Source organism: uncultured Arthrobacter sp. (genome assembly GCF_902805515.1).
Classification (GTDB): domain Bacteria; phylum Actinomycetota; class Actinomycetes; order Actinomycetales; family Micrococcaceae; genus Arthrobacter_D.
Genome location: NZ_CADCTE010000198.1, coordinates 1 through 26,221 on the forward strand (window position 1 = coordinate 1; position 26,221 = coordinate 26,221).

Annotated in this window: 26 protein-coding genes and 1 tRNA gene; 19 read left to right on the forward strand and 8 right to left on the reverse strand. The window is 68.3% G+C overall.

The annotated features are described in order from the left end of the window. The first annotated feature begins 24 nt into the window (after positions 1-24). The 10 genes from obgE (at position 25) to QZX79_RS17740 (ending at position 8,895) form a co-directional block, all read left to right on the forward strand. A complete protein-coding gene (gene obgE / locus QZX79_RS17695) occupies positions 25-1,605 on the forward strand; it encodes a GTPase ObgE (protein ID WP_294570481.1) in 1,581 nt (526 codons plus the stop codon). Positions 1,606-1,612: 7 nt separating this feature from the next. Further along, complete coding sequence (proB, locus tag QZX79_RS17700; protein WP_294570484.1) at positions 1,613-2,743, forward strand: glutamate 5-kinase; 1,131 nt, start codon at positions 1,613-1,615, stop codon at positions 2,741-2,743. 68 nt (positions 2,744-2,811) lie between these two features. After that, complete coding sequence (locus tag QZX79_RS17705; RefSeq protein ID WP_294570487.1) at positions 2,812-4,197, forward strand: glutamate-5-semialdehyde dehydrogenase; 1,386 nt, start codon at positions 2,812-2,814, stop codon at positions 4,195-4,197. Positions 4,198-4,300: 103 nt separating this feature from the next. Further along, a complete protein-coding gene (locus QZX79_RS17710) occupies positions 4,301-4,537 on the forward strand; it encodes a hypothetical protein (RefSeq protein WP_294570490.1) in 237 nt (78 codons plus the stop codon). 95 nt (positions 4,538-4,632) lie between these two features. Continuing rightward, complete coding sequence (gene nadD / locus QZX79_RS17715) at positions 4,633-5,283, forward strand: nicotinate-nucleotide adenylyltransferase (protein ID WP_294570651.1); 651 nt, start codon at positions 4,633-4,635, stop codon at positions 5,281-5,283. 7 nt (positions 5,284-5,290) lie between these two features. Continuing rightward, complete coding sequence (locus tag QZX79_RS17720) at positions 5,291-6,634, forward strand: hypothetical protein (protein ID WP_294570493.1); 1,344 nt, start codon at positions 5,291-5,293, stop codon at positions 6,632-6,634. An 18-nt stretch (positions 6,635-6,652) separates the two neighbouring features. Further along, the gene (rsfS, locus tag QZX79_RS17725; RefSeq protein ID WP_120168924.1) at positions 6,653-7,075 is read left to right on the forward strand and encodes a ribosome silencing factor; all 423 of its coding nucleotides are present in this window, start codon (positions 6,653-6,655) and stop codon (positions 7,073-7,075) included. 35 nt (positions 7,076-7,110) lie between these two features. Further along, the gene (locus tag QZX79_RS17730) at positions 7,111-7,752 is read left to right on the forward strand and encodes a histidine phosphatase family protein (RefSeq protein WP_294570654.1); all 642 of its coding nucleotides are present in this window, start codon (positions 7,111-7,113) and stop codon (positions 7,750-7,752) included. A 94-nt stretch (positions 7,753-7,846) separates the two neighbouring features. After that, positions 7,847-7,922 (forward strand) — tRNA-Ala (locus QZX79_RS17735). 208 nt (positions 7,923-8,130) lie between these two features. After that, positions 8,131-8,895 carry a hypothetical protein gene (locus QZX79_RS17740; RefSeq protein WP_294570497.1) on the forward strand — a complete coding sequence of 255 codons (765 nt, stop codon included), beginning with the start codon at positions 8,131-8,133 and terminating at the stop codon, positions 8,893-8,895. Between the two features lie 50 nt (positions 8,896-8,945). On the opposite strand, the gene QZX79_RS17745 is transcribed toward QZX79_RS17740, so the two are convergent. Beyond that, positions 8,946-9,206, reverse strand: coding sequence for a hypothetical protein (locus QZX79_RS17745; protein ID WP_294570500.1), 261 nt, complete (start codon positions 9,204-9,206; stop codon positions 8,946-8,948). A gap of 130 nt (positions 9,207-9,336) precedes the next feature. Here QZX79_RS17745 and QZX79_RS17750 point away from each other — a divergent pair, with 130 nt between their 5' ends. Next, on the forward strand, positions 9,337-9,519 hold the full coding sequence (locus tag QZX79_RS17750) for a PspC domain-containing protein (protein ID WP_120168933.1): 183 nt from the start codon (positions 9,337-9,339) through the stop codon (positions 9,517-9,519). A gap of 137 nt (positions 9,520-9,656) precedes the next feature. On the opposite strand, the gene QZX79_RS17755 is transcribed toward QZX79_RS17750, so the two are convergent. Together QZX79_RS17755 and QZX79_RS17760 are read right to left on the reverse strand one after the other, a co-directional pair. After that, positions 9,657-10,106 carry a GNAT family N-acetyltransferase gene (locus tag QZX79_RS17755; RefSeq protein ID WP_294570502.1) on the reverse strand — a complete coding sequence of 150 codons (450 nt, stop codon included), beginning with the start codon at positions 10,104-10,106 and terminating at the stop codon, positions 9,657-9,659. A gap of 89 nt (positions 10,107-10,195) precedes the next feature. Continuing rightward, positions 10,196-11,080, reverse strand: a complete 885-nt coding sequence (locus tag QZX79_RS17760; RefSeq protein ID WP_294570504.1) for a YsnF/AvaK domain-containing protein — start codon at positions 11,078-11,080, stop codon at positions 10,196-10,198. Between the two features lie 179 nt (positions 11,081-11,259). Between QZX79_RS17760 and QZX79_RS17765 the strand changes: the two genes are divergently transcribed. Then, positions 11,260-12,030: a TM2 domain-containing protein gene (locus tag QZX79_RS17765; RefSeq protein ID WP_294570507.1), complete on the forward strand. Its 771-nt coding sequence runs from the start codon at positions 11,260-11,262 to the stop codon at positions 12,028-12,030. Positions 12,031-12,038: 8 nt separating this feature from the next. Here QZX79_RS17765 and QZX79_RS17770 read toward each other — a convergent pair whose 3' ends face one another. Continuing rightward, positions 12,039-13,577 (reverse strand): CHAD domain-containing protein, encoded by a 1,539-nt coding sequence (locus QZX79_RS17770; RefSeq protein WP_294570510.1) that lies wholly within the window; start codon positions 13,575-13,577, stop codon positions 12,039-12,041. A gap of 260 nt (positions 13,578-13,837) precedes the next feature. On the opposite strand from QZX79_RS17770, the gene QZX79_RS17775 reads away from it, so the two are divergent. Further along, positions 13,838-14,902 (forward strand): App1 family protein, encoded by a 1,065-nt coding sequence (locus QZX79_RS17775; RefSeq protein WP_294570657.1) that lies wholly within the window; start codon positions 13,838-13,840, stop codon positions 14,900-14,902. Here the strand turns inward: QZX79_RS17775 and QZX79_RS17780 are convergent. From QZX79_RS17780 to QZX79_RS17795, 4 genes are all read right to left on the reverse strand, one after another. Then, on the reverse strand, positions 14,899-15,981 hold the full coding sequence (locus tag QZX79_RS17780) for an aromatic acid exporter family protein (RefSeq protein WP_294570512.1): 1,083 nt from the start codon (positions 15,979-15,981) through the stop codon (positions 14,899-14,901). The genes QZX79_RS17775 and QZX79_RS17780 overlap by 4 nt on opposite strands. 72 nt (positions 15,982-16,053) lie before the next feature. Continuing rightward, positions 16,054-16,788 (reverse strand): GAF and ANTAR domain-containing protein, encoded by a 735-nt coding sequence (locus QZX79_RS17785; protein ID WP_294570515.1) that lies wholly within the window; start codon positions 16,786-16,788, stop codon positions 16,054-16,056. Between the two features lie 188 nt (positions 16,789-16,976). Then, positions 16,977-17,954 (reverse strand): SDR family oxidoreductase, encoded by a 978-nt coding sequence (locus QZX79_RS17790; protein ID WP_294570518.1) that lies wholly within the window; start codon positions 17,952-17,954, stop codon positions 16,977-16,979. A 170-nt stretch (positions 17,955-18,124) separates the two neighbouring features. After that, positions 18,125-19,051 carry a LysR family transcriptional regulator gene (locus tag QZX79_RS17795; protein ID WP_294570520.1) on the reverse strand — a complete coding sequence of 309 codons (927 nt, stop codon included), beginning with the start codon at positions 19,049-19,051 and terminating at the stop codon, positions 18,125-18,127. A 238-nt stretch (positions 19,052-19,289) separates the two neighbouring features. On the opposite strand from QZX79_RS17795, the gene QZX79_RS17800 reads away from it, so the two are divergent. The 6 genes from QZX79_RS17800 (at position 19,290) to ppk2 (ending at position 26,216) form a co-directional block, all read left to right on the forward strand. Further along, positions 19,290-20,573, forward strand: coding sequence for a class I SAM-dependent methyltransferase (locus tag QZX79_RS17800; RefSeq protein WP_294570523.1), 1,284 nt, complete (start codon positions 19,290-19,292; stop codon positions 20,571-20,573). A 482-nt stretch (positions 20,574-21,055) separates the two neighbouring features. Then, entirely contained in the window at positions 21,056-21,301 is a 246-nt protein-coding gene (nrdH, locus tag QZX79_RS17805; protein WP_120168950.1) for a glutaredoxin-like protein NrdH, read from the forward strand. Between the two features lie 55 nt (positions 21,302-21,356). Beyond that, entirely contained in the window at positions 21,357-21,803 is a 447-nt protein-coding gene (gene nrdI / locus QZX79_RS17810; RefSeq protein ID WP_294570528.1) for a class Ib ribonucleoside-diphosphate reductase assembly flavoprotein NrdI, read from the forward strand. Continuing rightward, entirely contained in the window at positions 21,800-23,965 is a 2,166-nt protein-coding gene (nrdE, locus tag QZX79_RS17815; protein ID WP_294570531.1) for a class 1b ribonucleoside-diphosphate reductase subunit alpha, read from the forward strand. Before nrdI ends, nrdE begins: the two co-directional genes overlap by 4 nt. A 143-nt stretch (positions 23,966-24,108) precedes the next feature. Continuing rightward, positions 24,109-25,083: a class 1b ribonucleoside-diphosphate reductase subunit beta gene (gene nrdF / locus QZX79_RS17820; protein WP_294570535.1), complete on the forward strand. Its 975-nt coding sequence runs from the start codon at positions 24,109-24,111 to the stop codon at positions 25,081-25,083. 260 nt (positions 25,084-25,343) lie between these two features. Then, positions 25,344-26,216, forward strand: coding sequence for a polyphosphate kinase 2 (ppk2, locus tag QZX79_RS17825; protein ID WP_294570537.1), 873 nt, complete (start codon positions 25,344-25,346; stop codon positions 26,214-26,216). The last annotated feature ends 5 nt before the right edge of the window (positions 26,217-26,221 follow it).

The window sequence follows — 26,221 nt, forward strand, 5'->3', positions numbered from 1 at the left end:
GAAGCATTTTAGAAGGAGATCAACGTGGCCAGCTTCGTTGACCGAGTAGTCCTGCACGTTTCCGGCGGCACAGGCGGCCATGGCTGTGTGTCCGTCAAGCGCGAGAAGTTCAAGCCCCTGGGCGGGCCCGACGGCGGCAACGGCGGCGACGGCGGCGACGTGATCCTGCGTGTCGACCCGCAGACCACCACCCTGCTCGACTACCACCACGCCCCGCACCGGCACGCCACCAACGGCGGCAACGGCATGGGCGACTGGCGCGGCGGCAAGAACGGCGAGACGCTCATCCTTCCAGTGCCCGACGGCACCGTCGTCAAGGCCAAGGACGGCACAGTGCTGGCCGACCTCGTCGGCGAGGGCGCCGAGTTCGTCGCCGCGGCCGGCGGCCAGGGCGGGCTGGGCAACTCCTCGCTGTCCTCCCAGAAGCGCAAGGCCCCCGGCTTCGCCCTGCTGGGCATCCCCGGCGACGAGCGCGACGTCGTCCTGGAGCTGAAGTCCATCGCCGACATCGCCCTGGTCGGCTTCCCCTCGGCCGGCAAGTCCAGCCTGATCGCCGCGATGTCAGCCGCCCGGCCCAAGATCGCCGACTACCCGTTCACCACGCTGGTGCCCAACCTCGGCGTCGTCGAGGCCGGCAACACCCGCTTCACCATCGCCGACGTCCCCGGCCTGATCGAGGGTGCCAGCGAAGGCAAGGGCCTGGGCCACCACTTCCTGCGCCACGTCGAACGCTGCGCCGCCCTGGTGCACGTGCTCGACACCGCGGCCCTCGAGACCGACCGCGACCCGCTGGGCGACCTGGCCGTGATCGAACGCGAACTCGATAAGTACGCCGTCGACATGAGCTTCGCCGGCTCCGACGGGGAGGTCGTTCCCCTCAACGAGCGCCCGCGCCTCGTGGTGCTGAACAAGGTGGACGTGCCCGACGGCCGCGACATGGCCGCCATGGTGCGCCCCGAGCTCGAGGCACGCGGCTACCGCGTGTTCGAGGTCTCCGCCTCAAGCCACGAGGGCCTGCGCCAGCTCGGCTTCGCCATGGCCGAGATCGTCCAGGGCGCCCGCGACGCCGTGAAGGCCGCCCCGCCGAAGGTCGCGCCGCCAGTGCTGCGCCCCCGCGCCGTCAACTCCGCCGGGTTCCGCATCCGCAACGAGGAAAAGGACGCCCTGCCCCTGTTCCGCGTGCTGGGTGAGAAGCCCGAGCGCTGGGTCAAGCAGACCGACTTCACCAACGACGAGGCCGTCGGCTACCTCGCCGACCGCCTGGCGAAGCTCGGCGTCGAAGAGCAGCTGTTCAAGGCCGGCGCCAAACCGGGCGACACCGTCGTCATCGGCGAGGGCGACGGCGTCGTGTTCGACTGGGAGCCCACCATGATGGGCGGTGCGGAGCTGCTGGCCGGACCGCGCGGCACCGACCTGCGCCTGGCCGAATACGTCCGCCCCACCCGCGAGCAGAAGCGCGAGGAGTACCAGGAGCGCAAGGACGCCAAGGCCGCCGCGCGCGCCGAGCTCGAGGCCGACCGCAAGGCAGGCATCTGGACCGAGTCCGTGAACAACAAGGCCAAGCGCACCCCCGCCCCCGCAGACAACGCGGGCGACCAGGCGTAGGGACGCGATGGCAGCACACTCACCCCTGACGGACCGCTCCGGGCTGCCCGGCGCCCGGAGGGTCGTCGTCAAGGTGGGGTCGTCCTCGCTGACGTCCGTCTCGGGCGGGATCTCCACCGAGGCCCTCGTGGGCCTCGTCGACATCCTCGCCGCGCGGCGCCTGGCCGGCACCGAACTGATCCTGGTGTCCTCCGGGGCGATCGCGGCGGGCCTGGCCCCGCTGGGGCTCGCGCGCCGTCCGGCGCAGCTGTCCTCCCAGCAGGCCGCGGCGAGCGTGGGGCAGGGACTGTTGATGGCCCGCTACACACAGGCCTTCGGCGCCCACGGCGTGACGGTGAGCCAGGTGCTGCTCACGGCCGATGACCTGATCCGGCGCTCCCACTACGCCAATGCGCACCGGGCGATGGAGCGGCTGCTGAACTTCGGCGTCGTGCCGATCGTCAATGAGAACGACACCGTGGCGAGCCATGAGATCCGCTTCGGCGACAATGACCGCCTCGCGGCGCTGGTGGCCCACCTGGTGAAGGCCGACGCCCTCGTGCTGCTCTCCGACGTCGACGCGCTGTACGACGGCCCGCCGAAGGACGGCGCGCAGCGCATCCCGGACGTGCACTCGGCGGCCGACCTCGAAGGCGTCACCATCGGGCGCGCCGGCGCAGCCGGCGTCGGCACCGGCGGCATGGCCACCAAGGTGGAGGCCGCCGGGATCGCGGCAGCCTCGGGCATCCCCGCGCTCGTGACCTCGACGGCGAACGCCGCAGCGGCCCTGAACGGGGCCGACGTCGGCACCTGGTTCTCCGCCGGAGGCCGCCGCCAGCCCATCCGGCTGCTGTGGCTCGCCCACCTGGCACGCATCCAGGGCACGCTGATCCTCGACGACGGCGCCGTGAAGGCCGTGGGGGAGCGGCGGCGCTCACTGCTGCCGGCGGGCATCCTCGCCGTGAAGGGGGACTTCGAGCCCGGCGATCCGGTGGAGATGGTCGACACCACCGGCCGCGCCGTCGCCCGCGGGCTCGTCAACTACAGCTCGGCCGAACTGCCGCCCATGCTGGGGCGCTCCACCCGGGACCTCGCCGAGGAACTCGGGCACGAGTATGAACGCTCGGTGGTCCACGTCAACGACCTCGTGGTGCTCTGAGCCGGACCGCTCCACTGCGGACGCACGGGCGGATCCCGGCACCGGGCGCCTCTCGGTAGACTGTGCTCATGACCAATCCCCAGACGCTGCAGGGCGGGCACACCCCCGCCGAGCCCGAGGACGCCGCCGTCCAGGCCGCGTCCGGTGAACCGACCACCGTGGAACCGGACGTCAGGGAACCGGCCACCGCGGAACCGGACGTTCCACAGGCCGTATACGCCCTGACCGACCGTTCCCGCGCCGCCTCGCGCCTTCTCGCCTCGGCCACCCGCGCCACCAAGGATCAGGCCCTGCGCGCCGTGGCCGCTGCGCTCACCGAACGCCAGGACGCCGTCCTCGCCGCCAACGTGCTCGACGTCGAGGCGGGCCGCGCCAACGGCACGTCGGCCTACCTCCTTGACCGGCTCAGCCTCGACCCGCACCGCGTGGCCGGGCTGGCCCGGGCCCTCGAAGAACTCGCGGCCCTTCCCGATCCGGTGGGGTCGGCGGTGCGCGGGCAGACCCTGCCCAACGGGATCCGGCTGCGGCAGGTGCGGGTGCCCCTCGGTGTGGTCGCCGCCATCTACGAGGCCCGGCCCAATGTCACGATCGACATCGCCGGCCTGGCCCTGAAGAGCGGCAACGCCGTGATCCTGCGGGGCGGATCCGCCGCGGCGCACACAAATGCGGCGCTCGTGGAGATCATCGGCGCGGTGCTCGAGGAGAGCGGACTGCCGGCCGACGCGGTGCTGAGCGTCGACCAGTACGGCCGGGCCGGGGCGGCCGCCCTGATGGGCGCACGCGGCCGGGTCGACGTCCTGATTCCGCGCGGCGGACGGGACCTGATCCAGACGGTCGTCCGTGAATCCTCGGTGCCGGTGATCGAGACCGGCGAGGGCAACGTGCACATCTTCCTCGACGAGAGCGCCGACGCCGGGATGGCCACCGACATCCTGCTCAACGCCAAGACCCAGCGGCCCAGTGTCTGCAACACCGTCGAGACCCTCCTGATCCACAGCGGTGCCGCCGCCGCCCCGGCGGTGCTCGGCCGGCTCGCCGAGGCCGGCGTGCGCCTCCACGTCGACGGGCGGGCCCAGGCCCTGCTGCCCGAGGGGACGGCGTCCGAGCCGGCCACCGACGACGACTGGGGCCGGGAGTACATGGCCCTCGACCTCGCCGTCGGCGTCGTCGATTCGGTGGACGAGGCGCTGGCCCACATCCGCCGCTGGAGCACCGGGCACAGCGAGGCCATCATCACGAACAACCTGGCCAGCTCTGAGCAGTTCATCGCCGGCGTCGACTCGGCGGCGGTGCTGGTGAACGCCTCGACCCGGTTCGTCGACGGCGGGGAGCTGGGCCTGGGCGCGGAGGTCGGAATCTCCACCCAGAAGATGCACGCCCGCGGGCCCATGGGCCTTGCCGAACTGACGACCACGAAGTGGATCATCCAGGGCGAAGGGCAGGTGCGGCAGTGACGCGCGTGTACGGCTCCGATCGAGCAGCGCGTAATATGGTACAGAACCTGCTCGCCGGCCCGGGCGCTCCGGCGGTCCGCCAATACATTTCAAGGGGAACTACATGCTGAATTTGTACACCGACGCAGCGGTGCTTGCAGGCGAGGTGGCGGTGCACCACGAGCTGCCGCTTCCGGCCCTGGCGTACCCGCTGATCGTCGGGGGCTTCCTGCTCCTGCTCATGATCGTCACCGTGTCGTTCTCCAACCTCGGCCACCGGCACCAGGCCACGCGGGAGCACCTCGACCCGCACAAGCAGCACCCCAACAAGCACGACCACGGCGAAGCCACCCGGCGCTAGTTCCCTTGGGCGATTCGACGAACGCCGGCGGGCCGGGCACCGGGGACACCGCACCGCACCGGCGGCGTGACGGCGGGCCATGGCGGCTCGGTGTCATGGGCGGCACCTTCGACCCGATCCACCACGGGCACCTCGTGGCGGCGAGCGAAGTCGCCGCCGTGTTCGGCCTGGACGAGGTGGTCTTTGTTCCCACCGGACAGCCGTGGCAGAAGGCCGACACCCGCGTGACGTCGGCGGAGCACCGGTACCTGATGACCGTGATCGCCACGGCCTCGAACCCGGACTTCACCGTCAGCAGGGTGGACATCGACCGGCCGGGTCCGACCTTCACCATCGACACGCTGCGGGACCTCAAGGCCGCCCGGCCCGAGGCCGAGCTGTTCTTCATCACCGGGGCGGATGCGATGGCGCAGATCCTCTCCTGGAAGAATGTCGACGAACTGTGGACCCTCGCCCACTTCATCGGAGTGACGCGCCCCGGGCACGAGCTCGACGGCGGCGGGCACGATGTGAGCCTGCTTGAGGTCCCGGCCATGGCAATCTCCTCGACCGACTGCCGCCGCCGGGTCGAATCGGGCAACCCCGTGTGGTACCTGGTGCCGGACGGGGTCGTGCAGTACATCGCCAAGTACGGGCTCTATGCAAGGACCGACGCTCCCGCCGCGCAGGGGGCCGACGACGGCTCCAAGCCCGGGACGCCGCCCCACGGAGTCAATCCCACAGCGCTTCCGCAGACGACCGGATGAGAAAGCAATGAGCAAGGCTAACGACGAGAAGGACCCACGACCCGCCGCTTCCGGCCGCGGGTCTTCCGCTGTATCGGGAACCGGAACCGGGACCACAAGCGGGGGACAGCGGCGGAGCCGGCGTGCCGCCGACGCGCCGGTCGACGCGGAGGTCCACACCTCCGAGCGGGTGTCCCTGGTGCGGGCGAGGGACCGTGAGGCCCTGCGCACCTACCGTGCCCTGGCCGAACACTCGGTGCCCGCGGTCACCAGCTCATACGACGCGATGCCCACCCGGCGCCAGCTGCGGCTGCAGCAGCAGGAAGCGCAGGCGGCCCGGGCGGAGGTTCCCGCCACCGCTCCCGGCGGCACGGTTCCAGGTGACTCCACCCCTGCTGCTTCAACCCCTGCTGCTTCGACCGCCCCCGAGTCGGCCTCCGCTGCTTCGACTCGCGCCGGCGCCGGCAGCGCCGCGCAGGGATCCGCCGGAGCGGCCCCCTCGGGTGCGCAGACGGCACCGGAGACGGCCGCGCCCCAGGCAAAAGGCCGCCCCCTGCACCCCGATGGAACCCCCATCGAACGGCGCGTCGCGCAGGTGCCGCTCGAAGGCAGGCGCGACCGCCGCCGCCGCGTGAGCACCGAAGCAGACGGCGCGGCCGGGCCGCAGGCAACCGCTGATGACCCCGTCGGTGAGGGAGCCGTTGGAGAGGACCTCAGTGTCGAGCAGGCCCTCGCGGCCCGCGAGGCCATCGCCGCGCAGGCACGGGACCAGGTCGCCATGATCGAGGCGGCGCAGGGCACCGACCCGTTCGCCGTCGACCCCGCCATCCTGGCGAAGCAGAAGGCGCTGGCCGAACGCGCCGCCGTCCTCAACAGCCGGGCGCAGAAGATCCAGCAGCTCTCCGAGGAGAACTCCCAGCGGCGTCCGCAGTCGAGCGATCCGACCACGGCGCACAACCTCTCAATCGTCGCGCCCCCCGAATACGTCAAGGTTCCAGGGGTAGGCGGCCCGGTCCTGAAGGCCCCGACCACCTCCCACGTTCCGGTCGTCCGCCGCCCCCTTCCGTCGAAGCCTTCCGCCCAGCCTGCGGCTCCCGCCCCGGCTCCGGCCTCCGCCGGCAAGGGCCCCGAACGGCGGTCGCAGGTGCTGGCGCAGGCCGAAACCCTCGCCCGCAACCATGGCCGAACCACCGACGACGGCGCTACCCCCGTGCGTGCCCAGAGCGCCCACGGGCTCGACCCCCTCGACGCCATGACCGCGGGCCTGGCCCGGGTCCGGCGGATGAGGTACCTGCAGTTTTCAATACTCGGGTTGGGCGTGCTTGCACTCCTGGCCGGAATTCTAATGATTGTCAGCGGCTTCGGCGGCTGACCACACACAAGGAGATCAGTGAGCGCTACCGAATCGTCCATCGGGATTGCCCGCACCGCGGCACACGCCGCAGTGGACAAGATTGCCCAGGACATTGTTGCCATCGATGTAAGCGAGCGCCTCGCGATCACCGATGTTTTCCTCATCGCCTCGGCGCCGAGCGAACGACAGGTCAATGCCATCGTCGACGGCATCGAGGAGGAACTGTCAAAGCAGGGCCTGAAGCCCGTCCGGCGTGAAGGCCGCAGCGAGGGCCGCTGGGTGCTGCTCGACTACGCCGAGGTGGTCATCCACGTCCAGCACGAGGAAGACCGCGTCTTCTACGCCCTGGAGCGGCTGTGGAACGACTGCCCATCCGTCGACCTGCAGCTTGAGGGCTCCCTGCAGAGCTCACCGCAGAACCCCGATGCGCCCAGCGCCGTCAGCACCGAAGCGGAGTGACGGGACACCGGCACAATGACCCTGCCGCCCGCAGGGTGATCTTCTGGCGGCATGGGAGAACGGCCTGGAACCACGGCGGAATGTTTCAGGGCCAGGAAGATATTCCGCTCGATGCGACCGGCCGGCGCCAGGCCTCCCGGGCCGCCGGGCTGCTCGCCCAGCGCCACCCGGCGCGCATCGTGTCCTCCGACCTCAGCCGGGCCGCCGACACCGCCCACGCCCTGGCCGCCATCACCGGGCTTAAGGTGCGGCTGGACAAGCGCTTCCGGGAGACGGCCGCCGGTGCGTGGCAGGGGCTCACCTTCGCCGAAATCGATGAGCGGTTCCCCGAGGACAACGCCGCCTGGCGCGGGGGAGACCCCTTGGTCCGCGCCGGCGGTGCGGAGAACCGCGAGGAGGTCGGCCGCCGGATGAGCGAGGCCACCCTCGAAGCGGTGGAGGACCTCACCGCCGGACAGACCCTCGTGGTGGTCAGTCACGGAGGCGCGATCCGCGCCGGACTGGCCGCCCTGATGGGGCTGCCCTCAACCACCTGGGGTGCGCTGGCCGGAGTATCCAACTGCCACTGGTCGCTTCTGGACGAGCAGGTCCGCACCCCGGAGGCGCTCTTTTCGTGGCAGCTGCGGGAGCACAATGTGGGTCTCGGGTCCTTCCCGGCGGAGCCGATCGAGGGCTAGCGGGGGCAAGTTCCGGCCGATTTTGCAGGAGCGGAAAACTTTACTAAACTAAACGAGTTGCTTCAGCCGGTTAGCCGGAGGGAAACAACGGATTGGGGCTGTGGCGCAGCTGGTAGCGCACCTGCATGGCATGCAGGGGGTCAGGGGTTCGAGTCCCCTCAGCTCCACCAATCCGCCGCCAGGTTTTGGGAAATACTCCCGGAACCTGGCGGCTTTTTTGTGCCGTGTTTTCTGCTCCCGGGCGGCGCCCGCCGCGGACCGGAATCTGCAACAGTTCAGGAACGATTCCGGAGGCCCCACGCACGGATGCGCCGCCGGGCCTCACAATGGACCGATCGACGCACAATGGATCGATCAGCGGCCGTCCGGGAGGTCCGAATGAACAAGAGGCGCACATCCGTCCTGTCCCTCGGCGGGGTCCTCGGCGTCGCCGTCCTGCTCGGCGCCTGCGCTCCGGCCGCGTCGGAGCCGGTCTCCGGACCTGCGCCGTCGGCTGCAAGCAGCGCCCCGGCGTCCTCTACGCCAGGCTCCACACCACCAAGTTCCACGGCACCCACCAGCACCGCCCCCGCCGAGACCGCTCCGCCGACCGACCCGCCCACGGCGCCGGGCTGGAACACCTACACGACCCTCGACGGCGCACTCGCCTTCGACTATCCCGAAAACTGGACGGTCCGCCCCTCGGAGGGGGCCCCGCCCGGCGGGGTCGCCATCGAGGTGGTCAGCGACACCGGAAAGCCGATCGCGAACCTCCGCACCAATCTCGTCACCGGCGCCGAGTGCGCCCAGAAGAGCCGCTACGGGGTGATCGAGTCGCGGCCGCTGCCCGCCCTGGCCCAAGCCGGCAGCACCCCCCGCTTCGTCTTCGAAATCCGCAGCGACCCAATGCAGCCCGACCCGCAGAAGGGATTCAGCGGAGCCTATGGCATCACCTCGGCACCGGAGCCGGAGGGTCCGACGGCGTGCCCCATCGCGCACTTCTTCACCTGGCCTCCCAGCGGCGCGGCCTTTGGGGGCATCTACGACCCCTTCGACACCACGCACGGCAACCCGCCGCACGCCGATACGCCGCAGGTGTACGCCGAGACGGAGGAGTTCGGGAAGATCCGCACCATGATCACTTCGCTGCGGCCCGCGGGGTAGGCCGCCACCAGGCACCGCGTCCCGCCGTGGGCTACCGGCGGGGGCTGCGGCTACCGGGCGGGTCCCGGCTGCCCCGGGCCGTCCCGGTTTTCGGACAGCCAGCGCCGCGACCAGATCACCACCACGTACACCACGAGGCAATTGGTGATGACCCGCATCAGGGTCAGCTCGGTGCTGTAGGCGCCGAAGATCAACACCGTGACGAGGACGACGAAGGCGCTCCTCCTCAGGAGGGAAAAATGCCGGGACGTCAGGCCGCTGGGCCAGGGGTGGAAGTCGACCTGCGGCGGCTTGTCCGCGTTTGAGAACACATCAGCTCCTCGGGTGGTTTCAGCTGATGCAGCAATGGTGCGCGCTCGGTCCACCGGGCACAAGGCCTTTCCCGGACCCCGCGGTTTTTGGTCCTGTCCACCCGCGCGGCCGCGTTGGTAGGGTACGGGCATGGCTTCTCAACTCGTACGTCCGCGCAACGGCAAGGTGATCGCGGGGGTCTGCGCGGCCCTTGCCGCCCGCTTCGGCATTTCCAAGACCCTGGTAAGGCTGCTCTTCGTGATTTTCGGCCTGGTCGGGGCCGGGGAGATTGCCTACATCATCCTGTGGATCATGATCCCCAAGGCCTATTGACACCACGGCCTCGTTGGACGCGGCGGGCCCGGCCGGCATTCCCGGGCGGGCCCGCCGGGTCGGGGGCCGCCCGGCCAGGAGCCCAGCCGGTCGGGCTGTTGCCCAGCCGGTCGGCCTGTTTGATTAATCCTGCCCGGTCAGGAGCCCGACCAGGCATACCGGATGTCCGGTGCCCGCTCCTCATTCTCCGCGCCGTCCGTGCGTTCGACGGCCACGAACCCGTGCCTCTCGTAGAACCGCCGGGCGCCGAGGTTTGACTCGAAGGTCCACAGCTGGAGTCCGGAGGGCTGCAGCGCCTTGGCATGGCCAAGGAGAAGCGTGCCGACCCCGTGCCCCCAGTATTCGGGGGCGACGTAAAGCTGGTCGATCCACCCGGGGCTCAGGCTGAGCAGGCCGGCGGCCTGCCCGTCGCCGTCCACCGCAAGCCAGGTCTGCCGATCGGCGATCAGTACCCCGCGGACGAACCCCTCGTCCTCGGCCGCGGTGTGGGCGGCCGAGGGCAGGTAGGCGGCGGCGGCCGTGCGGGAGTCCCGAAAAACGCGGATCGCCTCGGGAGCGTCCGCCGGTTCGGCGCGGCGTATCAACATCGCACTGTCCTGTCCTGTCTTATCCTGTCCTGTCCTGTCCTCCCGCACCGCGGAGGCGGTGCCGCGGCGGTCAACCGGTGGGCAAGGGGTCAGCCGCCGGTCCTGCGCGGTGCCGCTGCGGCCCGGCCGGGAGCATCGAAGGATTCGGCCTCGATGACCTCCTTGCGGACCTCGCCGCTGAGGGTTTCCTCGTGCGTGATGATTTCCTTGAGCACGTGGATCCGCTCGACGGCGACGATCTCGGTCTGCACCACGGGCCGCTCCTCGTAGAGCACAATGGTGACCTCGTCCCCGCTGAAGGCGGACCCCACGGCGGCATACAGGTCGTTCCGGTCCACGGCGGTATCCTCGTCGCGTTCCATGTAGGTGTACGACCCGCCGCCGGAGGCCGCCCCGTTGGTGTTCCCGTTGCCGTTGCCGTTGCGGTGGCCGGGCACGTCGTCGAGGGGAACGCGTTCGATGGAAAGCTCTTCGCGCCGGACCGGCACCGTGATGGTGACCTCCTCGGTGACGATCCTCTTCACCAGGCGCACCCGTTCGGTCTCCCGGATCTCCGTGCCCGCGCGGAGCTGTTCCTCGGAGCGGATCATCACGTGGTCGCTCTCAAGCCGGGACGTGGCGTGCTCGTCGGACCGCCCACCGGAGGCCTCGTCGACGCCGGGGAGGAGTCCGTAGTGGCGCAGCAGGTGCTTCTCCTCCGCCTGGCTCAGGTGTCCGTCCTGCGACATGCCCGGGGACGCCAGCACCGATTCACGGGGGTAGGCGACCTGCACGTCGCCGCCCGAGGTGGTGGCACCGTCAAGCGGCACGAACGACTCGGCTGCGGAGGCCCCCGTGTCCACGGTGACCCAGGTGGGCCGGCCCGTCGCGTCGTCGACATACAGGCGCCCCAGCGGGCCGAGGACCTGCCCGTCCGTGCTGAGGACGTTGCCGCCGGCGCTGATGAGCTCCTTCATCTGTTCCTGGGTGATCATGGGGTCTCTTTTCCGCAGTGGAGATGGTCGGGGATGCCTGATGCATTTCTGTTCTGAGGCTCCCCACCATATACCAAGCATGCTTAGTACACGGTGGGCCGCGCCGCGCCGATGTCGGCAGATTAAGCAAGGCGGCGTCCGCCCTACCCGGGCCGCCGCCGGGGGCATAGTGTTCAGCCATGGACGCGGAGGCCGGTCCTGCAGCGAAGCGGTGGTCCAACCGTTCGACCGCCGCAGCCCGGGCGCGCTCCGCCGGAAGGGCCCGGACCGACCCGGTTCCCGAGGTGCACCTGATCGACTTCCGCAGACCCTGGGTGCTGTCCCTGCTGGGAGGGTTTCTGGGCCTCGACCGGTTCTACCTTCGGCGCCCGGTGTCGGGGCTGATCAAACTGCTCACTTTGGGCGGCGCTGGCTTCTGGTGGGCCGCCGACGTCCTGGCGCTCGCCCTGGGATCGGCGGTCGACGGCGGCGGCCACCCCCTGGCGGGGCGCCGCGGCCACCGTGCCGCGGCGCTTGGTGTTTCGCTGGTGGTGATCCTTACCGTCTTCACCCTCGCCTCGGGTCCGGTGCTGACCCTGTTGCGGGCCGGTGCCGGGTCGGCCATGACAGCCCTCAGCTCCGTCCTCCCGACCGAGGATCCCCCACCCCGGTGGACCGAGGTGGCAGTGCTGGCCGGCGGGCCCGGACGGCCGGCGCCCGAACCGTTCACCCTCACCGGAGGCGCGGCGCGGATCAAATACACCCTCGACGGGCCGGGCTTCATCTACCTGCTGGAGGAAGGAACCGACGGAGTACCCGAGGGCGAGGAACCGCTGATCTCGAGGCTCGAAGCAGGCGCGGGCACCCACACCCAACGGGTGGACCCGGGGGAGTGGACGCTGGTGGTCCTTCCGGCCGAGACCCGCTGGTCTGCCACCATCGACAAATTCACCGGAGGCAGCATCGAATAGTCCCCGCCTCAGCCCCGCCGCAGGCGCTCCGCCGCCTCCCGGTACGCCGCGGCCGCCGCATCCTGGCGCGGAGCCTCGGCCTGGTGGAGCACGCCGTAGGAGAAGGTGTTTGCGCCGGAACGATGGGCCCCGCGCGCGGTGGTGGCCACAAACTCCTGGAACATGATGCTGTCGCGGTGGACGCCGAGGGCGTCCTGGATGTCCTCGGCGGTCGTCAGGACGGCCTCGAGTTTGCGGCCGAAGTCGAACCCGGTGGCGGCGGAAACCGACCGAATGGCGTACCGAAGCCGCTTGGACCGTTTTCGCACGTCGTGGAGGAGATGGATCCGCGCCGCGGCGTCCTCCTCCCCGGCGGCCGCGTCAACGAGTTTCAGCACCTTGCGCTGCTGGCGTTTGACGGCCCGCCGGATGGCTTTCCGTGCGCTGCGACCCTCCGGACCGACCGCCAGCGGCAGCCGGACGGCAAATCCGTCGAGCACGGTAAGGAGCCGGAAATAGTCGGGGGAGTTCAGTTCCTCAAGCAATTCCCCGTAGGCCTGCCGGTACTGGGCCGCGGCCGTTCTCTGAAGCCGGCGGGCAACGTGGGCGGGAACCGATCCGTCCGGAAGGGCCTTCACGCTTTCAGTCACCCATCCGCGGATCACGTCGGCATCACGGGCGGCGGCAAGGGCGTGTCCGAGCCGCTGCAGCCGGTCCTCTACATCCCGGGCGGCGGCTTCATCGAGCAGCTTCCCGTAGGTCTTGAGCACGCTCCGCAGGGTGCGGGAGCGCACCCGCAGCTGGTGGACGGCGTCCTCCTCGTCCACCCGCACGCGGAGGTCCCAGGCCTTGAGTTCGGCCGTGAGCGTCGAAAACACCGGGGCGAGGACCGCGCCGATCGGGGTGTCGGTGTCGCTCGGAGTCTCCGGGACGGCGGTACCGCCCTCCGCCTGCCTGACGAGCCGCTCCGCCGGACCGCCGGGGGAGGCGCCCGCCGCGACCAGCAGGCCCTCGATGGTGTTCAGCAGTTCCCCGGCCGCACGTCCGTCGCTGTCGCTGTCGCCGTCGCCGTCGCCGGGTCCGCCGTCCGCGGCCGGGTCGGGGTGTGCCTCCACCGTCCACTCGCGCCAGCCACCGCCGTCGGTGTCGACGGGCTCGACGGCGTCATCCCGCACCCGCAACACGCCGTCGGGTCCCGGGAGCGTTACCTCCCGACGCCGGAGGACCAGGTCGGCCACCCGCCCCAGGTCCCGGTCGCGGACATGGACCCGGACCCGGTCGAGAACCTTCGACGGGACGCCGGTCTCCGGGGACGCAACCGAGAAATCCAGCTGACTCAGCGCCGCCGGAAAGGTGACGTCCCAGCGGGCCGCCTTCCCCTCACCGGTGACAGCCACGGTGATCCCCGCGCGCGCCAGTTCAGAGTCGTCGAGATCCCAGTGGACGCGCCGAAGAACTGCGGTTCCGCCCGGGGGTGGTGCCCCGGCGCGTCCCGGCAGTTCAGGCAGGACGGCGTCGGCGTCGGCGACATACCGGCGGACTGCGGGTGCTTCTATCCTCTGGGTCATGAGCCATTATGGTGCTGCCCGGCGTCGGAGGACCAAGGGCTTCCCGCCCTGCGCTGGCCCTTGCACCGAGATGCGCAGGAGGGCAGGAAGGGAGGGTTTCCGGAGCGTACTCGTGGCACACTGAACCCATGACGACTCCTGCTGAACAGCCAACAGACCGTCCGGCCGAATCGGCCGAAATCATTGAGACCACGCCGGCGACGGAGGTGCCGGCGGCGAAGGTAGCGGGTGCGGAGATGAAGGAACGCACCCACCTGGGCATGAAGATCGACGACGCCTGGCTGGGGTTCCAGCGCCGGCTCGCCATCCGCCGCGGGCACGTGCAGACTGTCATCCCCTACACGGGTTACGGGACGACCAAGTGGGTTCGGGTGCTGGCCCGGGTGGTACTGACCGATCCCCGCGACAGCGGCCCGGTGGAGGACAGCGGCCCGCTCAAGCCCCTCAAGGAGGGCATCCGCGGATGGCGGAATTTCACCAGCGCTCCCGTGCGCGACGCCGTCGTCCAGGTCCAGGTCAATGGAAGCACGCACACCGTCAAGGCCGACCACGGCGGAGTGATCGATGCCCGCATCGACGTGGAACTGACGCCCGGCTGGCACACGGTCCGGCTGAAGTCGGGCGATTCGCGGCTCGCCGACGCGCCCATGAAGGTGGTCGACGATTCGGTGGACTTCGGGGTGGTCTCCGACATCGACGACACGGTCATGGTGACCGCCCTCCCGCGGCCCTTCCTGGCCGCCTGGAACACGTTCGTGGTGGACGAACACGCCCGGACGCCGACCCCCGGCATGGCCGTGCTGTACGAGCGGATCACCCGGAACATGCCGTCGGCGCCGGTGCTTTACCTCTCGACGGGGGCTTGGAACGTGGCGCCTGCCCTGACCCGGTTCCTCTCGCGCAACCTCTACCCGGCGGGCCCGAAACTGCTCACGGACTGGGGCCCGACCCGCGATCGTTGGTTCCGCAGCGGCCAGGACCACAAGCGCACCTCCCTTGAGCGCCTGGCCGATGAGTTCCCCTCGGTGAAGTGGCTTCTGGTGGGCGACGACGGGCAGCACGACGAAGCCATCTACGCCGAGTTCGCGCAGCGGCATCCCGACCGGGTGCGTGCCATCGCCATCCGGCAGCTCTCGGTCAGCGAGGCGGTGCTCGCCGGCGGGCGGTCGAAGACGAATGCCGCCGCGCGGACGCCGGGCATCGACTGGGTGTATGCCCCGGATGGGGCGGGAATGTCCAAGCAGCTGGAGAAGCTTGGAATCATCGCTCCGGATCCCGATCCGGACCCGGTACCCGAGCCCTACCCGCACCGCGAGGACAGCTAGCGGGCCGGGACCGAGTCGAGGCGGATCGTCAGCAGGATCCGCCGGAGCCCCATGCCGAAGGTCGCGGCGGCGTCGATCCGTTCGGTGACGGCGCTGGTGTGCACCTCGCGCATGAGGGCCTCCACAGCCTCCTCCGCCGCAGCTTGGGTTGAGGCTTCGGGATCCCAGGCGCCAATGGCCTCCGAGGTCAGCCGGCTGGCCTCGGCCAGGGGGACGCCCAGGCCTGCGGGCAGCGGCGCGGCGGTTTCCGAGCGCCAGATGGCCCCGGAGAGCACCTCGGTGATGTCCTCGACGTAGAAGGTGATCCGTTCGAGGGACCGCAGGGCGTGGTAGTCGGCCTCAAGGTCCCGGCCGTTGCGGTAGCGGCGGAGATTTCCCCGGCGGCTCGTGTCGGCCAGCTGCACCGCGCCGCGTGCATCCCGGCCCAGGCGGTCGAGCGCATCCTGCCGGGAAGCCCACTCCTCATGCTCGGGCGGCCAGCGTTCCTCGAGGGCCGCCCCCATATCGCTGAGCTGGAGCGCCAGGGCGGAGCGCAGTTCCTCAAGGCTCTGGATGACGCCGTTGAGGTGCAGCGGCGGGAAGACCAGGGCGTTGACCGCAAGCCCGACGGCGATCCCGACGAGCATCTGGATCGAGTACCCCAGTGAGTAGGTGTCGGCGTGGTCGCCGCCGAGCAGCAGCACGAAGAGCGCCGCCATCGGAATCCAGTCCCGTCCGGCGCCCAGGCGCGGCAGCCCGGCCAGCAGGACACCGAGCCCGACGACCAGTCCGACCGTCAGGCTGGTGGGATTGCCCAGCAGGATCACGGGGAAGGCCAGCAGAATCCCGGCCCCAAGCCCGATGAGGGTCTGGAGGCCCGTCCGCGCCGAGCCGGCCACCGTGGGGTACATGCACACGAGGGCTCCGAGCGGTGCGTAGTACGGGTAGTCGGAGGCCACTCCGGGAACCAGCAGGGCCACCCACCAGGCGATGCCGGCGGCGATGGCTCCCTTCAGGGCGAGCAGGACACGTCCGTGACGCAGGTAGGCACCGAGGCGTTTTGGCAGGGGCCGGGGGACAGGGGGAATTGGTGAAGCCATCCCTCCAGTATTGCAATGCGGGGCAGGCCGGGGTCGACGGGCGGCCTGTTCGGGGAGCGGTGGAGGTGCCCTTCAGGCCCCTCGGGTGCCTTGTCCGGTCGAGGCGACCACGCTCGCCGCGATGTCGCGCAGCTTGGTGTTCCGGGCGCTCGAGGCCGCCTTCAGGATGGTCATGGCGGCCTCCTGGCCGCACCCGTTCTGGGCCATGATGATCCCTACCGCGAGGTCGATGGTGGTGCGCGATTCCATGGCGGCGCGCAGGTTCTCGCCGGCGTCGGTCAGGCGCGCAATCCGGACGGCGAGGCGGAGCGACCGGGAGGCTTCCCTGGCGAAAACCTCCGCGGTGCGAACGGCGTCCGGATCAAAGGCCGACGGCCCCACCGAGTACAGGTTCAGTCCGCACTGGGCCTCCCCGTCAATGGGGATGGGCACGGCGAGGATGGAGCGGACCTTCTGGGCCCGGGCGGCCTCCTGGTATTCCGGCCAGCGGGTGTCGTACTGGGTGTCCTCCACCCGGACCGTGGTGGAGGTGCGTGCGGCGGTCAGGCAAGGGCCGTCACTGAAGGCGTACTGGATCTCGTCGAGATTCCGCGCATGCCTGCTGCTGCTGGCCACCGTCGCGGCGGTCCGTGGCCGCAGCAGGGTGATCCCGCAGAACACCTCGCGGCCGGGGGTGGAGAGCCGGTGGACAGCAAGGTTGGCGAGGTCGTAGAGGAAGTCCTTCACATCGGTGCTGTTCAGGACCAGATCCCTCAGTGCCGGGGGTGGTCCCGTCGGGTCGATGTTCACTGCCCGCTCGGCGTTCATGCGGTGCCCCTGTTCTGAATCCACTGCCTGCACCGCCGGAACCGGGCCGGGCCTCGGCCGCGGCGGCGCACCTGCGGGCCAAACGATTTCTCTTCAGCGTACTCCCGGCGTGCGGGACTGCCTACGGGGTTGGACCACGGGCACGTGCGCAGCGGCGATCGCAGGGCGTAGAGCCCAAGCTTCGGCGGTCAGCCGCGCAGGCGGCGGACGAGGACTCCGCCTGCCGTTGCGAGCGCGGCGGTGCCGAGCACCGAACGCTGCACGGACCGGCGCCTGCCGCTCCACCCGCCGGTCACCGCGGTGTCGCGCCGGTCCTGTGAGGGTTCGTACAGGTTGCCGCTGGTGGCCTCGGCAGACTGCTTCTTCGACAGGTGGGTCTTGTCCACCTGGTGGGCCATTGCGGCCTCCACCTTGGCGGGGGCGAACCGGTGCTGGCGCACCATCGAGCGGCCGATCCTGCCAACGACCACTTCGCCGCGCGGCGAGTCCACGAGCTTGTAGATGGTGGCGGCCACCTTCTGCGGGCTGTAAACCGGCGGCATCGCCTGAGCCCGGCGGCCGGTGTAGTTTGCGGCCTGGTTGAAGAAGGGGGTGTCGATGGTGGCCGGCAGCACCGTACAGACATGGATCTTGCGGGCCTTGGCGAGCAGCAGTTCCGAGCGCAGGCTCACCCCGAGGGCGCGGACCGCGGCCTTGGACATCGAATAGGCGGAGGTGTACGGCTGGGGGACGACGCCGACGATCGAGGCCACATTGATGAGCACTCCCGAGCCCTGGCTCCGCATGTGCTGCAGCGCCACCCGGGCACCGTACACGTAGCCCATGATATTGACGTCGATCACCCGGTTGAAGTCCTTCAGCGGGACTTCGAGGAAGGGCGCGAAGAAGGAGACAGCGGCGTTGTTGACCCACACGTCGATGCGCTCGTACGCCTCCACGGCCCGCGCCGCCAGTTCCTGGACGGCCTCAGGGTCGCTGGTGTCGGTGGGAACGTAGAAAGCCCGGGACCCATAGGCCTCGCACTCCTCGATCAGCCCTTCGAGGGCTTCCTCCCGGCGGGCGGCCAGAACGAGGTCGGCGCCCCTGCGGGCGAAGTGGAGGGCCGTCGCGCGGCCGATGCCGCTCGATGCGCCGGTGATCACGACGACTGGCTGTTTCTTGCTCACTGGGTTCTCCCTACCTTCGGCATGAATTGCGGCATGAATAGCGGTATGGACCCCGGCACGGCCGGTGGAGCGGGTGGACGGCTGGGGGCCGCCCACCCGTTCCCGAGGCTACCGAGGCGGGGAGGGGCCGACAACGCTTTTCGGAGGTGCGCAGGAGGGAGTGCGGATCGTCAGGAAATGTGTTTCGGTTCGATGCTCCGCTGCCGGAGGATGTCGGCCAGTTGGTCCATGAACAGCCGCACCCGTACGTTCTGGCGGTCCCCGATCTGCAGGGCGAAGATGCTCCGGGCGAGCCGGATCTCCGGGACGTCCAGGGCAACGATGCCCGGGGGGCGGTTCAGCATCGCCAGATCCGGAACCAGTGCGGCGCCGAGCCCCGCGGCGGCCATCTCGAGGCTGGCGTTGAAGTCGTCGCAGTACGCGACCACCCGCGGATGGAGGTTGCAGCCGGCGAACAGGCGCTCGATCACCGTTGCGTCGGCGGTGCCGGGATGGTGGAGGATCCAGGGCATGTCGGCCAGTTGGTCGGCGCTCACTGTGGAGCCGGCCCGGATGCCCCAGGCCTCGGGCAGGACCACCCGGAAGTCGTCGTCGCCGATCCACTGGCGGCTGACGCTTGAGGGCCAGGCCAGGCCGGCCTGGCCCACCTGGTACACGAGGGCAAGGTCGAGTTCCCCGCCGGTGCGCAGGCCCTGGATGGTCTGTGCGGGTTCGGCGACGTACACCTTCAGGTGGATCCCGAGGGACTTCCACTGCTGGGTGCTGAGCAGGCGGGGCAGCGCGTAGGTCGCCAGGGAGGGGAACAGGCCCAGCCGGAGCTCCTGGGACGTCTCGGCCGAGGCACGGGCAGTGGAGGCGAGCAGCGCGTCGATGTCGGTGAGCACCTTCGCCGCGTGCCGGGACATGACGACGGCGGCCTCCGTGGGAACGGCGCTGCGGGCGCTTCGTTCGAAGAGGGTGGCCCCGGTGTCCTTCTCCAGCGCCGACATCTGCTGGGACACCGCGGAGGCGGTGTAGCCGAGGGTGGTGGCGGCTCCGGCGAAGGACCCGTGGCGGATCACCTCGAGCAGCGTCCTCAGGTGGACGGGATTGACCATGGGCGGTCCTTTCCGGCGAACGATGGCGCGATGCTCCGGTCCGCGGGGCGGCGGAGCGATCCACAGGTGGGGGGACTCCGAACTTTAGCCGAGCCGGTGCCCGCTAAGTCGAGCCCGCGGTGCTCCTCACGGAATGTGTCGTGGCCCGCGCGGCCGGGCCGGCGGCCACGGGAACCGGGTGCGGGTTGCCGGTTCGCGCGCGAGACTGGGACTAGGATCCTGCACAGGAGGAGGCACAATGAGCACACCGGCTGTTCCCTCGGAGGCCCGCGTCGACGCGGCCGCGTGGCCCGACGTCGCCGTCGTTCCGGCGGGCATCCGCACCCGCGCCGCCGGTGCGGTGGCCGAGCGGATCTTCACCTCGACGGTGAGGGGGCTGCCGCTGCGGGTGGTGTACGACGACGGCACCGTCCTTGGTGGCGCCCCGGAGTCCGACGGCGCACCCGAGATGCGCATCCACCGCCCCGCCGACTTCTACGCCCGGCTCGGCCGCGGGTGGCTGATCGGGTTCGGCGAGTCCTATCTGGCCGAGGACTGGACGGCGGAGGACCTCACCGCCGTGCTGCAGGTCTTCGCCGAACACGCCGTCCACCTCGGCTCCGGCCCGCTGGGACAGCTCAGCAGGCTCCACCTGCCACGGCGGCCGGGCCGCGAACGCAACAGCCAAACCAATGCCCGCGCCAACGTCTCCCACCACTACGACCTTTCCAACGACCTGTTCGCCCTGTTCCTCGACGAGACGATGTCCTACTCCAGCGCGCTCTTCGACGCCCCGGTGGCCGGGCTTCCGCCAGCGGGCCCGGACGACCTCGCGGCCGCGCAGCGGCGCAAGATCGACCGGCTGCTGGACCGGGCCCGGGTGGGGGAGGGAACCCGGCTGCTGGAGATCGGCACCGGCTGGGGCGAGCTGGCCCTGCGGGCGGCCGCCCGGGGCGCGGACGTGGTGTCGGTGACGCTCTCGACCGAGCAGAAGCGGCTCGCCGAGGAGCGGGTGGCCGCGGCCGGATTCGCCGACCGGGTGCGGGTGGAGCTGAAGGACTACCGTGCGGTGGAGGGGGAGTACGACGCCGTCGTTTCGGTGGAGATGATCGAGGCCGTCGGCTACGAATACTGGCCGGTGTACTTCCAGACTCTCGATCGGCTGCTCGCCCCCGGCGGCCGGGCCGCCATCCAGGCCATCACCCTTCCGCACGAGCGCATGCTGGCCTCCCGGCGCTCCTACACCTGGATCCACAAGTACATCTTTCCGGGCGGCTTCATCCCCTCGGTCCGGGCGATCGAGGAAATCACCGCGCGGGAGACCGGACTGCGGGTCCGGGAACGGTTCGCGATGGGCGACAGCTACGCCTCGACGCTGCGGCTGTGGGAGGAGCGGTTCACCTCCCGGCACGATGAGGTCACCGCCCTCGGCTTCGATGAGACCTTCGAGCGCATGTGGCGCTTCTACCTCTGCTACTCAAGGGCCGGCTTCCAGGCCGGCTACCTCGACGTGCAGCAGTTCCTCTTCGACCGCCGGCCGTAATCGATCGGGCTTTGCCGGGCGTTTTTCCCGCCTTCCTCGGTCGATTTTTCCCCTCTGGCGCTCGGCCGGGCCGGCACGCCCGCCGGCGGGTCAGTGCGGCGGCCCGGTGTGCCTTCGGATAGTCAAGAACGTCCACCGCGACACGCCGAGAAAATAACGACACAGGCAATTTTTCGCTGTGTGCAAGTACTCCACAGGGTGTGCACGCAGGGGTGCAAATCGGCGCGAATCCGCGGGTCCTGGAGGGCCCCGCCTGTGGATTTCATGTGGACTCAGGAGCGGGTGAATGACATACTTGTAATACATCATGTTGGGGTCTGTATCGGCAGCCCGCACTAGATGTAGTATCTAGATATCGAATCAACCGCTGGCCGGGCAGAGACCGCAGGACCGGAAATTCCCCGGAATTTCCCCCTTCTCGGGACGCTCCACCACCACCCACGGACACGGCAATACAGCAGCATCAAGAAGGGGACAGGGACATGACCGTAACGGTTTACACCAAGCCAGCATGCGTACAGTGCAACGCCACCTACCGGGCTCTGGACAAGAAGGGAATCACCTACCAGAGCGTCGATATTTCACAGGATCCGGCCGCACTGGAGCGCCTCCGTTCGATGGGCTACATGCAGGCCCCGGTCGTCATCACGGACAAGGATCACTGGTCCGGTTTCCGCCCCGACAAGATCAACGAGCTGGCCGAGCTGTCCGTCACCTCCGTCGCCTGATTTTCCTGCCTTCGCAGGACCAGGCCGGCTGTCACCGCCGATCATGACAACCACCGTGGATACCGAGACACCCCGCCTGGAGCAGACCGCTCCTGGCGGGGTTACCGATGCGCCGCTGATCTACTTCTCGTCGGTCTCGGACAACACGCACCGGTTCGTCACCAAGCTGGGCATGCACTCGGCCCGGCTTCCACTGCTCACGAAGGATCCCACCCTCAAGGCGCTCCAGCCCTACGTGCTGGTCCTGCCCACCTATGGGGGAGAGTCCGGCAGGGGAGCGGTGCCGCGGCAGGTCATCAAGTTTTTGAACAATGAAGGAAACCGCTCGCTCCTCCGGGGAGTCATTGGAGCGGGTAATACGAATTTCGGGGAAACCTACTGCCTGGCGGCGGACATCGTCGCCGCCAAGTGCGGAGTCCCCGTCCTATATCGGTTTGAACTTATGGGGACGTCCGAGGACGTAGACCGGGTACATCAAGGATTGGAAGAGTTTTGGACATGAGTGTTGCTGAGACGGACACGGCTGGGGCGACAAAGCCCAGCATTCCCGCACGGTACAAGGATCTGGGCTACCACGAGCTCAACGCGATGCTTAACCTCTACGGGCCGGACGGAGAGATCCAGTTCGAAGCCGACAAGGAAGCCGCGCACCAGTACTTCCTGCAGCACGTCAACAACAACACCGTCTTCTTCCACGACCTCGAGGAGAAGCTCGACTACCTGGTGAAGAACGAGTACTACGAGCGGGAGACCCTCGACCAGTACACGATGAACTTCATCCGGGACCTCTACAAGCGCGCCTACAGCAAGAAGTTCCGCTTCGAGACCTTCCTGGGCGCCTTCAAGTTCTACACCTCATACACGCTCAAGACGTTCGACGGCAAGCGCTTCCTGGAGCGCTACGAGGACCGCGTCTGCATGGTGGCCCTGCACCTGGCTGCCGGTGACGAGACCCTCGCGACCCAGCTCGTCGACGAGATCATCGAGGGCCGCTTCCAGCCGGCCACCCCCACCTTCCTCAACGCCGGCAAGGCCCAGCGCGGCGAGCTCGTCTCCTGCTTCCTGCTGCGCATCGAGGACAACATGGAGTCCATCGGGCGCTCCATCAACTCCGCCCTGCAGCTGTCCAAGCGCGGCGGCGGCGTCGCCTTCGCCCTGACGAACATCCGCGAGGTCGGCGCGCCGATCAAGCAGATCGAGAACCAGTCCTCCGGCGTCATCCCCGTGATGAAGCTCCTCGAGGACAGCTTCTCCTACGCCAACCAGCTCGGAGCCCGCCAGGGTGCCGGAGCCGTGTACCTCCACGCGCACCACCCTGACATCAACCGGTTCCTCGACACCAAGCGTGAGAACGCCGACGAGAAGATCCGCATCAAGACCCTGTCCCTCGGCGTCGTCGTTCCCGACATCACGTTCGAGCTGGCCAAGCGCGACGAGGACATGTACCTCTTCTCCCCGTACGACGTCGAGAAGGTCTACGGCATGCCGTTCTCCGACGTGAACGTCACCGAGAAGTACTACGAAATGGTTGACGACGCCCGGATCAAGAAGACCAAGATCAAGGCGCGCGAGTTCTTCCAGACCCTCGCCGAGATCCAGTTCGAGTCCGGCTACCCCTACATCATGTTCGAGGACACGGTGAACCGGGAGAACCCGATCGAAGGCAAGATCATCATGAGCAACCTGTGCTCCGAGATCCTGCAGGTGTCCCAGCCCACCACGTACAACGACGACCTGTCCTACGCCGAGACCGGCAAGGACATCTCGTGCAACCTGGGCTCGCTGAACATCGCCAAGACCATGGACTCCCCGAACTTCGGGCAGACCATCGAGACCGCGATCCGCGCCCTCTCGGCCGTCTCGGTGATGTCCAACATCACCTCGGTTCCCTCGATCGCCAAGGGCAACGAGCAGTCGCACGCCATCGGCCTGGGCCAGATGAACCTTCACGGCTACCTGGCCCGCGAGCGGGTCCACTACGGCTCCGAAGAGGGCCTGGACTTCACGAACATCTACTTCTACACGGTGGTCTACCACGCCATCCGGGCTTCGAACCTGCTGGCGATCGAGACCGGCCGGACCTTCGGCGGGTTCGAGAAGTCCAAGTACGCCTCGGGCGAATTCTTCGACAAGTACACCGACCAGATGTGGGTTCCGCAGACCCCTCGCGTGGCGGAGCTGTTCAAGGACGTGCACATCCCCACGCAGGAGGACTGGCGTGCGCTGAAGGCCTCGGTCATGGAGCACGGCATCTTCAACCAGAACCTGCAGGCCGTGCCGCCGACCGGTTCGATCAGCTACATCAACAACTCGACCTCCTCGATCCACCCGGTGGCCTCGAAGATCGAGATCCGCAAGGAAGGCAAGCTGGGCCGCGTGTACTACCCGGCTCCGTACCTGACCAACGACAATCTCGAGTACTACGAGGATGCGTACGAGATCGGCTACGAGAAGATCATCGACACGTACGCCGCGGCGACGCAGCACGTGGACCAGGGCCTGTCCCTGACGCTGTTCTTCAAGGACACCGCCACCACCCGCGACATCAACAAGGCGCAGATCTATGCGTGGCGCAAGGGCATCAAGACCATCTACTACATCCGTCTCCGCCAGCTCGCGCTGGAAGGGACAGAGGTGGACGGCTGCGTCAGCTGCATGCTCTAGTCAACTAGATTGGGTGGGTCGTTCCTGGAGGAATGACCCACCCACCAGACCTCCCACAACGAAGGCATTGAGAAAGCCGACTGCAGGTATTGCATCGAAGACTCAGCCGAACCAAGTTTTACCTCAGAAAGCGAGTCGGAGTCATGACCGAAAAACTGAAGCTTCTCAGCCATGTTGAGGCGATCAACTGGAACCGCATCCGGGACGAAAAGGATGTCGAGGTCTGGAACCGCCTCGTCAACAACTTCTGGCTGCCGGAGAAGGTGCCGCTGTCCAACGACGTCCAGTCCTGGGCCACGCTGACCCCGGACGAGCAGCAGCTCACCATGCGCGTGTTCACCGGCCTCACCCTGCTCGACACGGTGCAGGCCACCGTCGGTGCCGTCAGCCTGATCCCCGACGCGATCACGCAGCAGGAAGAGGCGGTGTACACCAACATCGCGTTCATGGAGTCGGTGCACGCCAAGAGCTACTCCTCCATCTTCTCCACGCTGGCCTCCACCAAGGAGATTGACGAGGCCTTCCGCTGGTCCACCGAGAATGTGAACCTTCAGAAGAAGGCGCAGATCGTCATGGACTACTACCAGGGCGATGATCCGCTGAAGCGCAAGGTCGCTTCCACGCTGCTTGAGAGCTTCCTGTTCTACTCCGGGTTCTACCTGCCGATGTACTGGTCCTCACGGGCGAAGCTGACGAACACGGCCGACCTGATCCGCCTGATCATCCGCGACGAGGCCGTGCACGGCTACTACATCGGTTACAAGTTCCAGAAGGGCCTCGAGGGCCAGTCGGAGGAGCGCAAGCAGGAGATCAAGGACTACACCTACGAGCTGCTGTTCGAGCTGTACGAGAACGAGGTTCAGTACACGCACGACCTGTACGACTCCGTCGGTCTGGCCGAGGACGTCAAGAAGTTCCTTCACTACAACGCCAACAAGGCGCTGATGAACCTGGGCTACGAGGCGATGTTCCCGTCCTCCGTGACCGATGTGAACCCGGCGATCCTGTCGGCGCTCTCACCGAACGCTGACGAGAACCACGACTTCTTCTCGGGCTCGGGCTCGTCGTACGTCATCGGCAAGGCAGTCAACACCGAGGACGACGACTGGGACTTCTAGTCCGATCGGGTCTGCAGGCCCGATCGAAATAATGAGGATTTAGTCGAGAGATGCGGCGCACCTGGTTGGACGTCATCCAACCAGGTGCGCTTTTTCGTTCGGCGAGGCGCATCAATTTCGGGCGATCTCCGTAAAATCAGGCAGTCACCTTGCACGCGGTACATGGCTCGATGAGCGCGGAATGTCAATCCTCCTGGTCCTTCGGCCCGAACAGTGGAAGCACCTCCCTGAATGCTCCGGTCCGGGGCAGGATGTGAGGTGTGGTCAAGAAATCGCCCGATGAGGCAAGCTCCCAGGTCCTGTCCAAGAAGGACTACGAGAAGGAATTGCTGCGATTGCAGGAAGAACTGGTCGCCTTTCAGGAGTGGGTGCGCAAAACCGGGACGCGGCTGGTCGTTATCTTTGAAGGACGCGACACCGCCGGCAAGGGCGGAACGATCCAACGCATCAGCGGCGCGCTCAACCCGCGCTCCTGCCGGGTCGTCGCACTCCCGGCGCCGACCGAGCGCGAGCGATCGCAGTGGTACTTTCAGCGCTACATCGCCCATCTGCCGGCGGCCGGGGAGATGGTGCTGTTCGACCGGTCCTGGTACAACCGGGCCGGGGTGGAGCGGGTCATGGGCTTTTGCACTGACGAAGAGTATGCCCACTTCGTCGACACTGTGCCTCTGCTCGAGGATGCCCTGATCTCCGATGGGATCGTCCTGGTGAAGTACTGGTTGAGCCTTTCCGACTCCGAGCAGCGCCGTCGATTCCAGAGCCGCATCGACAACCCGGCCAAGCGTTGGAAGCTGAGCCCCATGGACCTTGAGGCGCAGGCCCGCTGGGTCGATTACGCCGAGGCCAAGGACAAGATGTTTGAGTTCAGTGACACCGAGCGCAGCCCGTGGTGGGTGGTGGACGCCGACAACAAGAAGGAGGCCCGGCTCAACCTGATGGCCCATCTGCTGTCACTGTTGCCTTACGAGCAGCCGGAGTTGCCGGACGTCGAGTTGCCCGAGCGCCAGAAGCGGAGCTACGAGCGACCGCCGTTCGACCGCCAGCGGTTTGTGCCCCAGCGCTACGAGATCGAAGAATCGGAGAAAGCGCCGAAGGCCAAAAAGAAGGATTCCGTTCGGCATAAGTCCCGCTGAGTGCA

Excerpts from the sequence above, each read along its gene's own strand:
- QZX79_RS17750 (WP_120168933.1), top strand. The coding sequence starts at position 9,337 with ATGGCTTCTCAACTCGTACGTCCGCGCAACGGCAAGGTGATCGCGGGG.
- nrdE (WP_294570531.1), top strand. The coding sequence starts at position 21,800 with ATGAGTGTTGCTGAGACGGACACGGCTGGGGCGACAAAGCCCAGCATT.
- QZX79_RS17770 (WP_294570510.1), bottom strand. The coding sequence starts at position 13,577 with ATGACCCAGAGGATAGAAGCACCCGCAGTCCGCCGGTATGTCGCCGAC.
- nadD (WP_294570651.1), top strand. The coding sequence starts at position 4,633 with ATGGGCGGCACCTTCGACCCGATCCACCACGGGCACCTCGTGGCGGCG.
- nrdF (WP_294570535.1), top strand. The coding sequence starts at position 24,109 with ATGACCGAAAAACTGAAGCTTCTCAGCCATGTTGAGGCGATCAACTGG.
- QZX79_RS17780 (WP_294570512.1), bottom strand. The coding sequence starts at position 15,981 with ATGGCTTCACCAATTCCCCCTGTCCCCCGGCCCCTGCCAAAACGCCTC.
- QZX79_RS17765 (WP_294570507.1), top strand. The coding sequence starts at position 11,260 with ATGGACGCGGAGGCCGGTCCTGCAGCGAAGCGGTGGTCCAACCGTTCG.
- QZX79_RS17795 (WP_294570520.1), bottom strand. The coding sequence starts at position 19,051 with ATGGTCAATCCCGTCCACCTGAGGACGCTGCTCGAGGTGATCCGCCAC.
- QZX79_RS17785 (WP_294570515.1), bottom strand. The coding sequence starts at position 16,788 with ATGAACGCCGAGCGGGCAGTGAACATCGACCCGACGGGACCACCCCCG.
- QZX79_RS17720 (WP_294570493.1), top strand. The coding sequence starts at position 5,291 with ATGAGCAAGGCTAACGACGAGAAGGACCCACGACCCGCCGCTTCCGGC.
- nrdH (WP_120168950.1), top strand. The coding sequence starts at position 21,056 with ATGACCGTAACGGTTTACACCAAGCCAGCATGCGTACAGTGCAACGCC.
- QZX79_RS17705 (WP_294570487.1), top strand. The coding sequence starts at position 2,812 with ATGACCAATCCCCAGACGCTGCAGGGCGGGCACACCCCCGCCGAGCCC.
- QZX79_RS17710 (WP_294570490.1), top strand. The coding sequence starts at position 4,301 with ATGCTGAATTTGTACACCGACGCAGCGGTGCTTGCAGGCGAGGTGGCG.
- QZX79_RS17755 (WP_294570502.1), bottom strand. The coding sequence starts at position 10,106 with ATGTTGATACGCCGCGCCGAACCGGCGGACGCTCCCGAGGCGATCCGC.
- QZX79_RS17760 (WP_294570504.1), bottom strand. The coding sequence starts at position 11,080 with ATGATCACCCAGGAACAGATGAAGGAGCTCATCAGCGCCGGCGGCAAC.
- QZX79_RS17800 (WP_294570523.1), top strand. The coding sequence starts at position 19,290 with ATGAGCACACCGGCTGTTCCCTCGGAGGCCCGCGTCGACGCGGCCGCG.
- QZX79_RS17775 (WP_294570657.1), top strand. The coding sequence starts at position 13,838 with ATGAAGATCGACGACGCCTGGCTGGGGTTCCAGCGCCGGCTCGCCATC.
- QZX79_RS17740 (WP_294570497.1), top strand. The coding sequence starts at position 8,131 with ATGAACAAGAGGCGCACATCCGTCCTGTCCCTCGGCGGGGTCCTCGGC.
- proB (WP_294570484.1), top strand. The coding sequence starts at position 1,613 with ATGGCAGCACACTCACCCCTGACGGACCGCTCCGGGCTGCCCGGCGCC.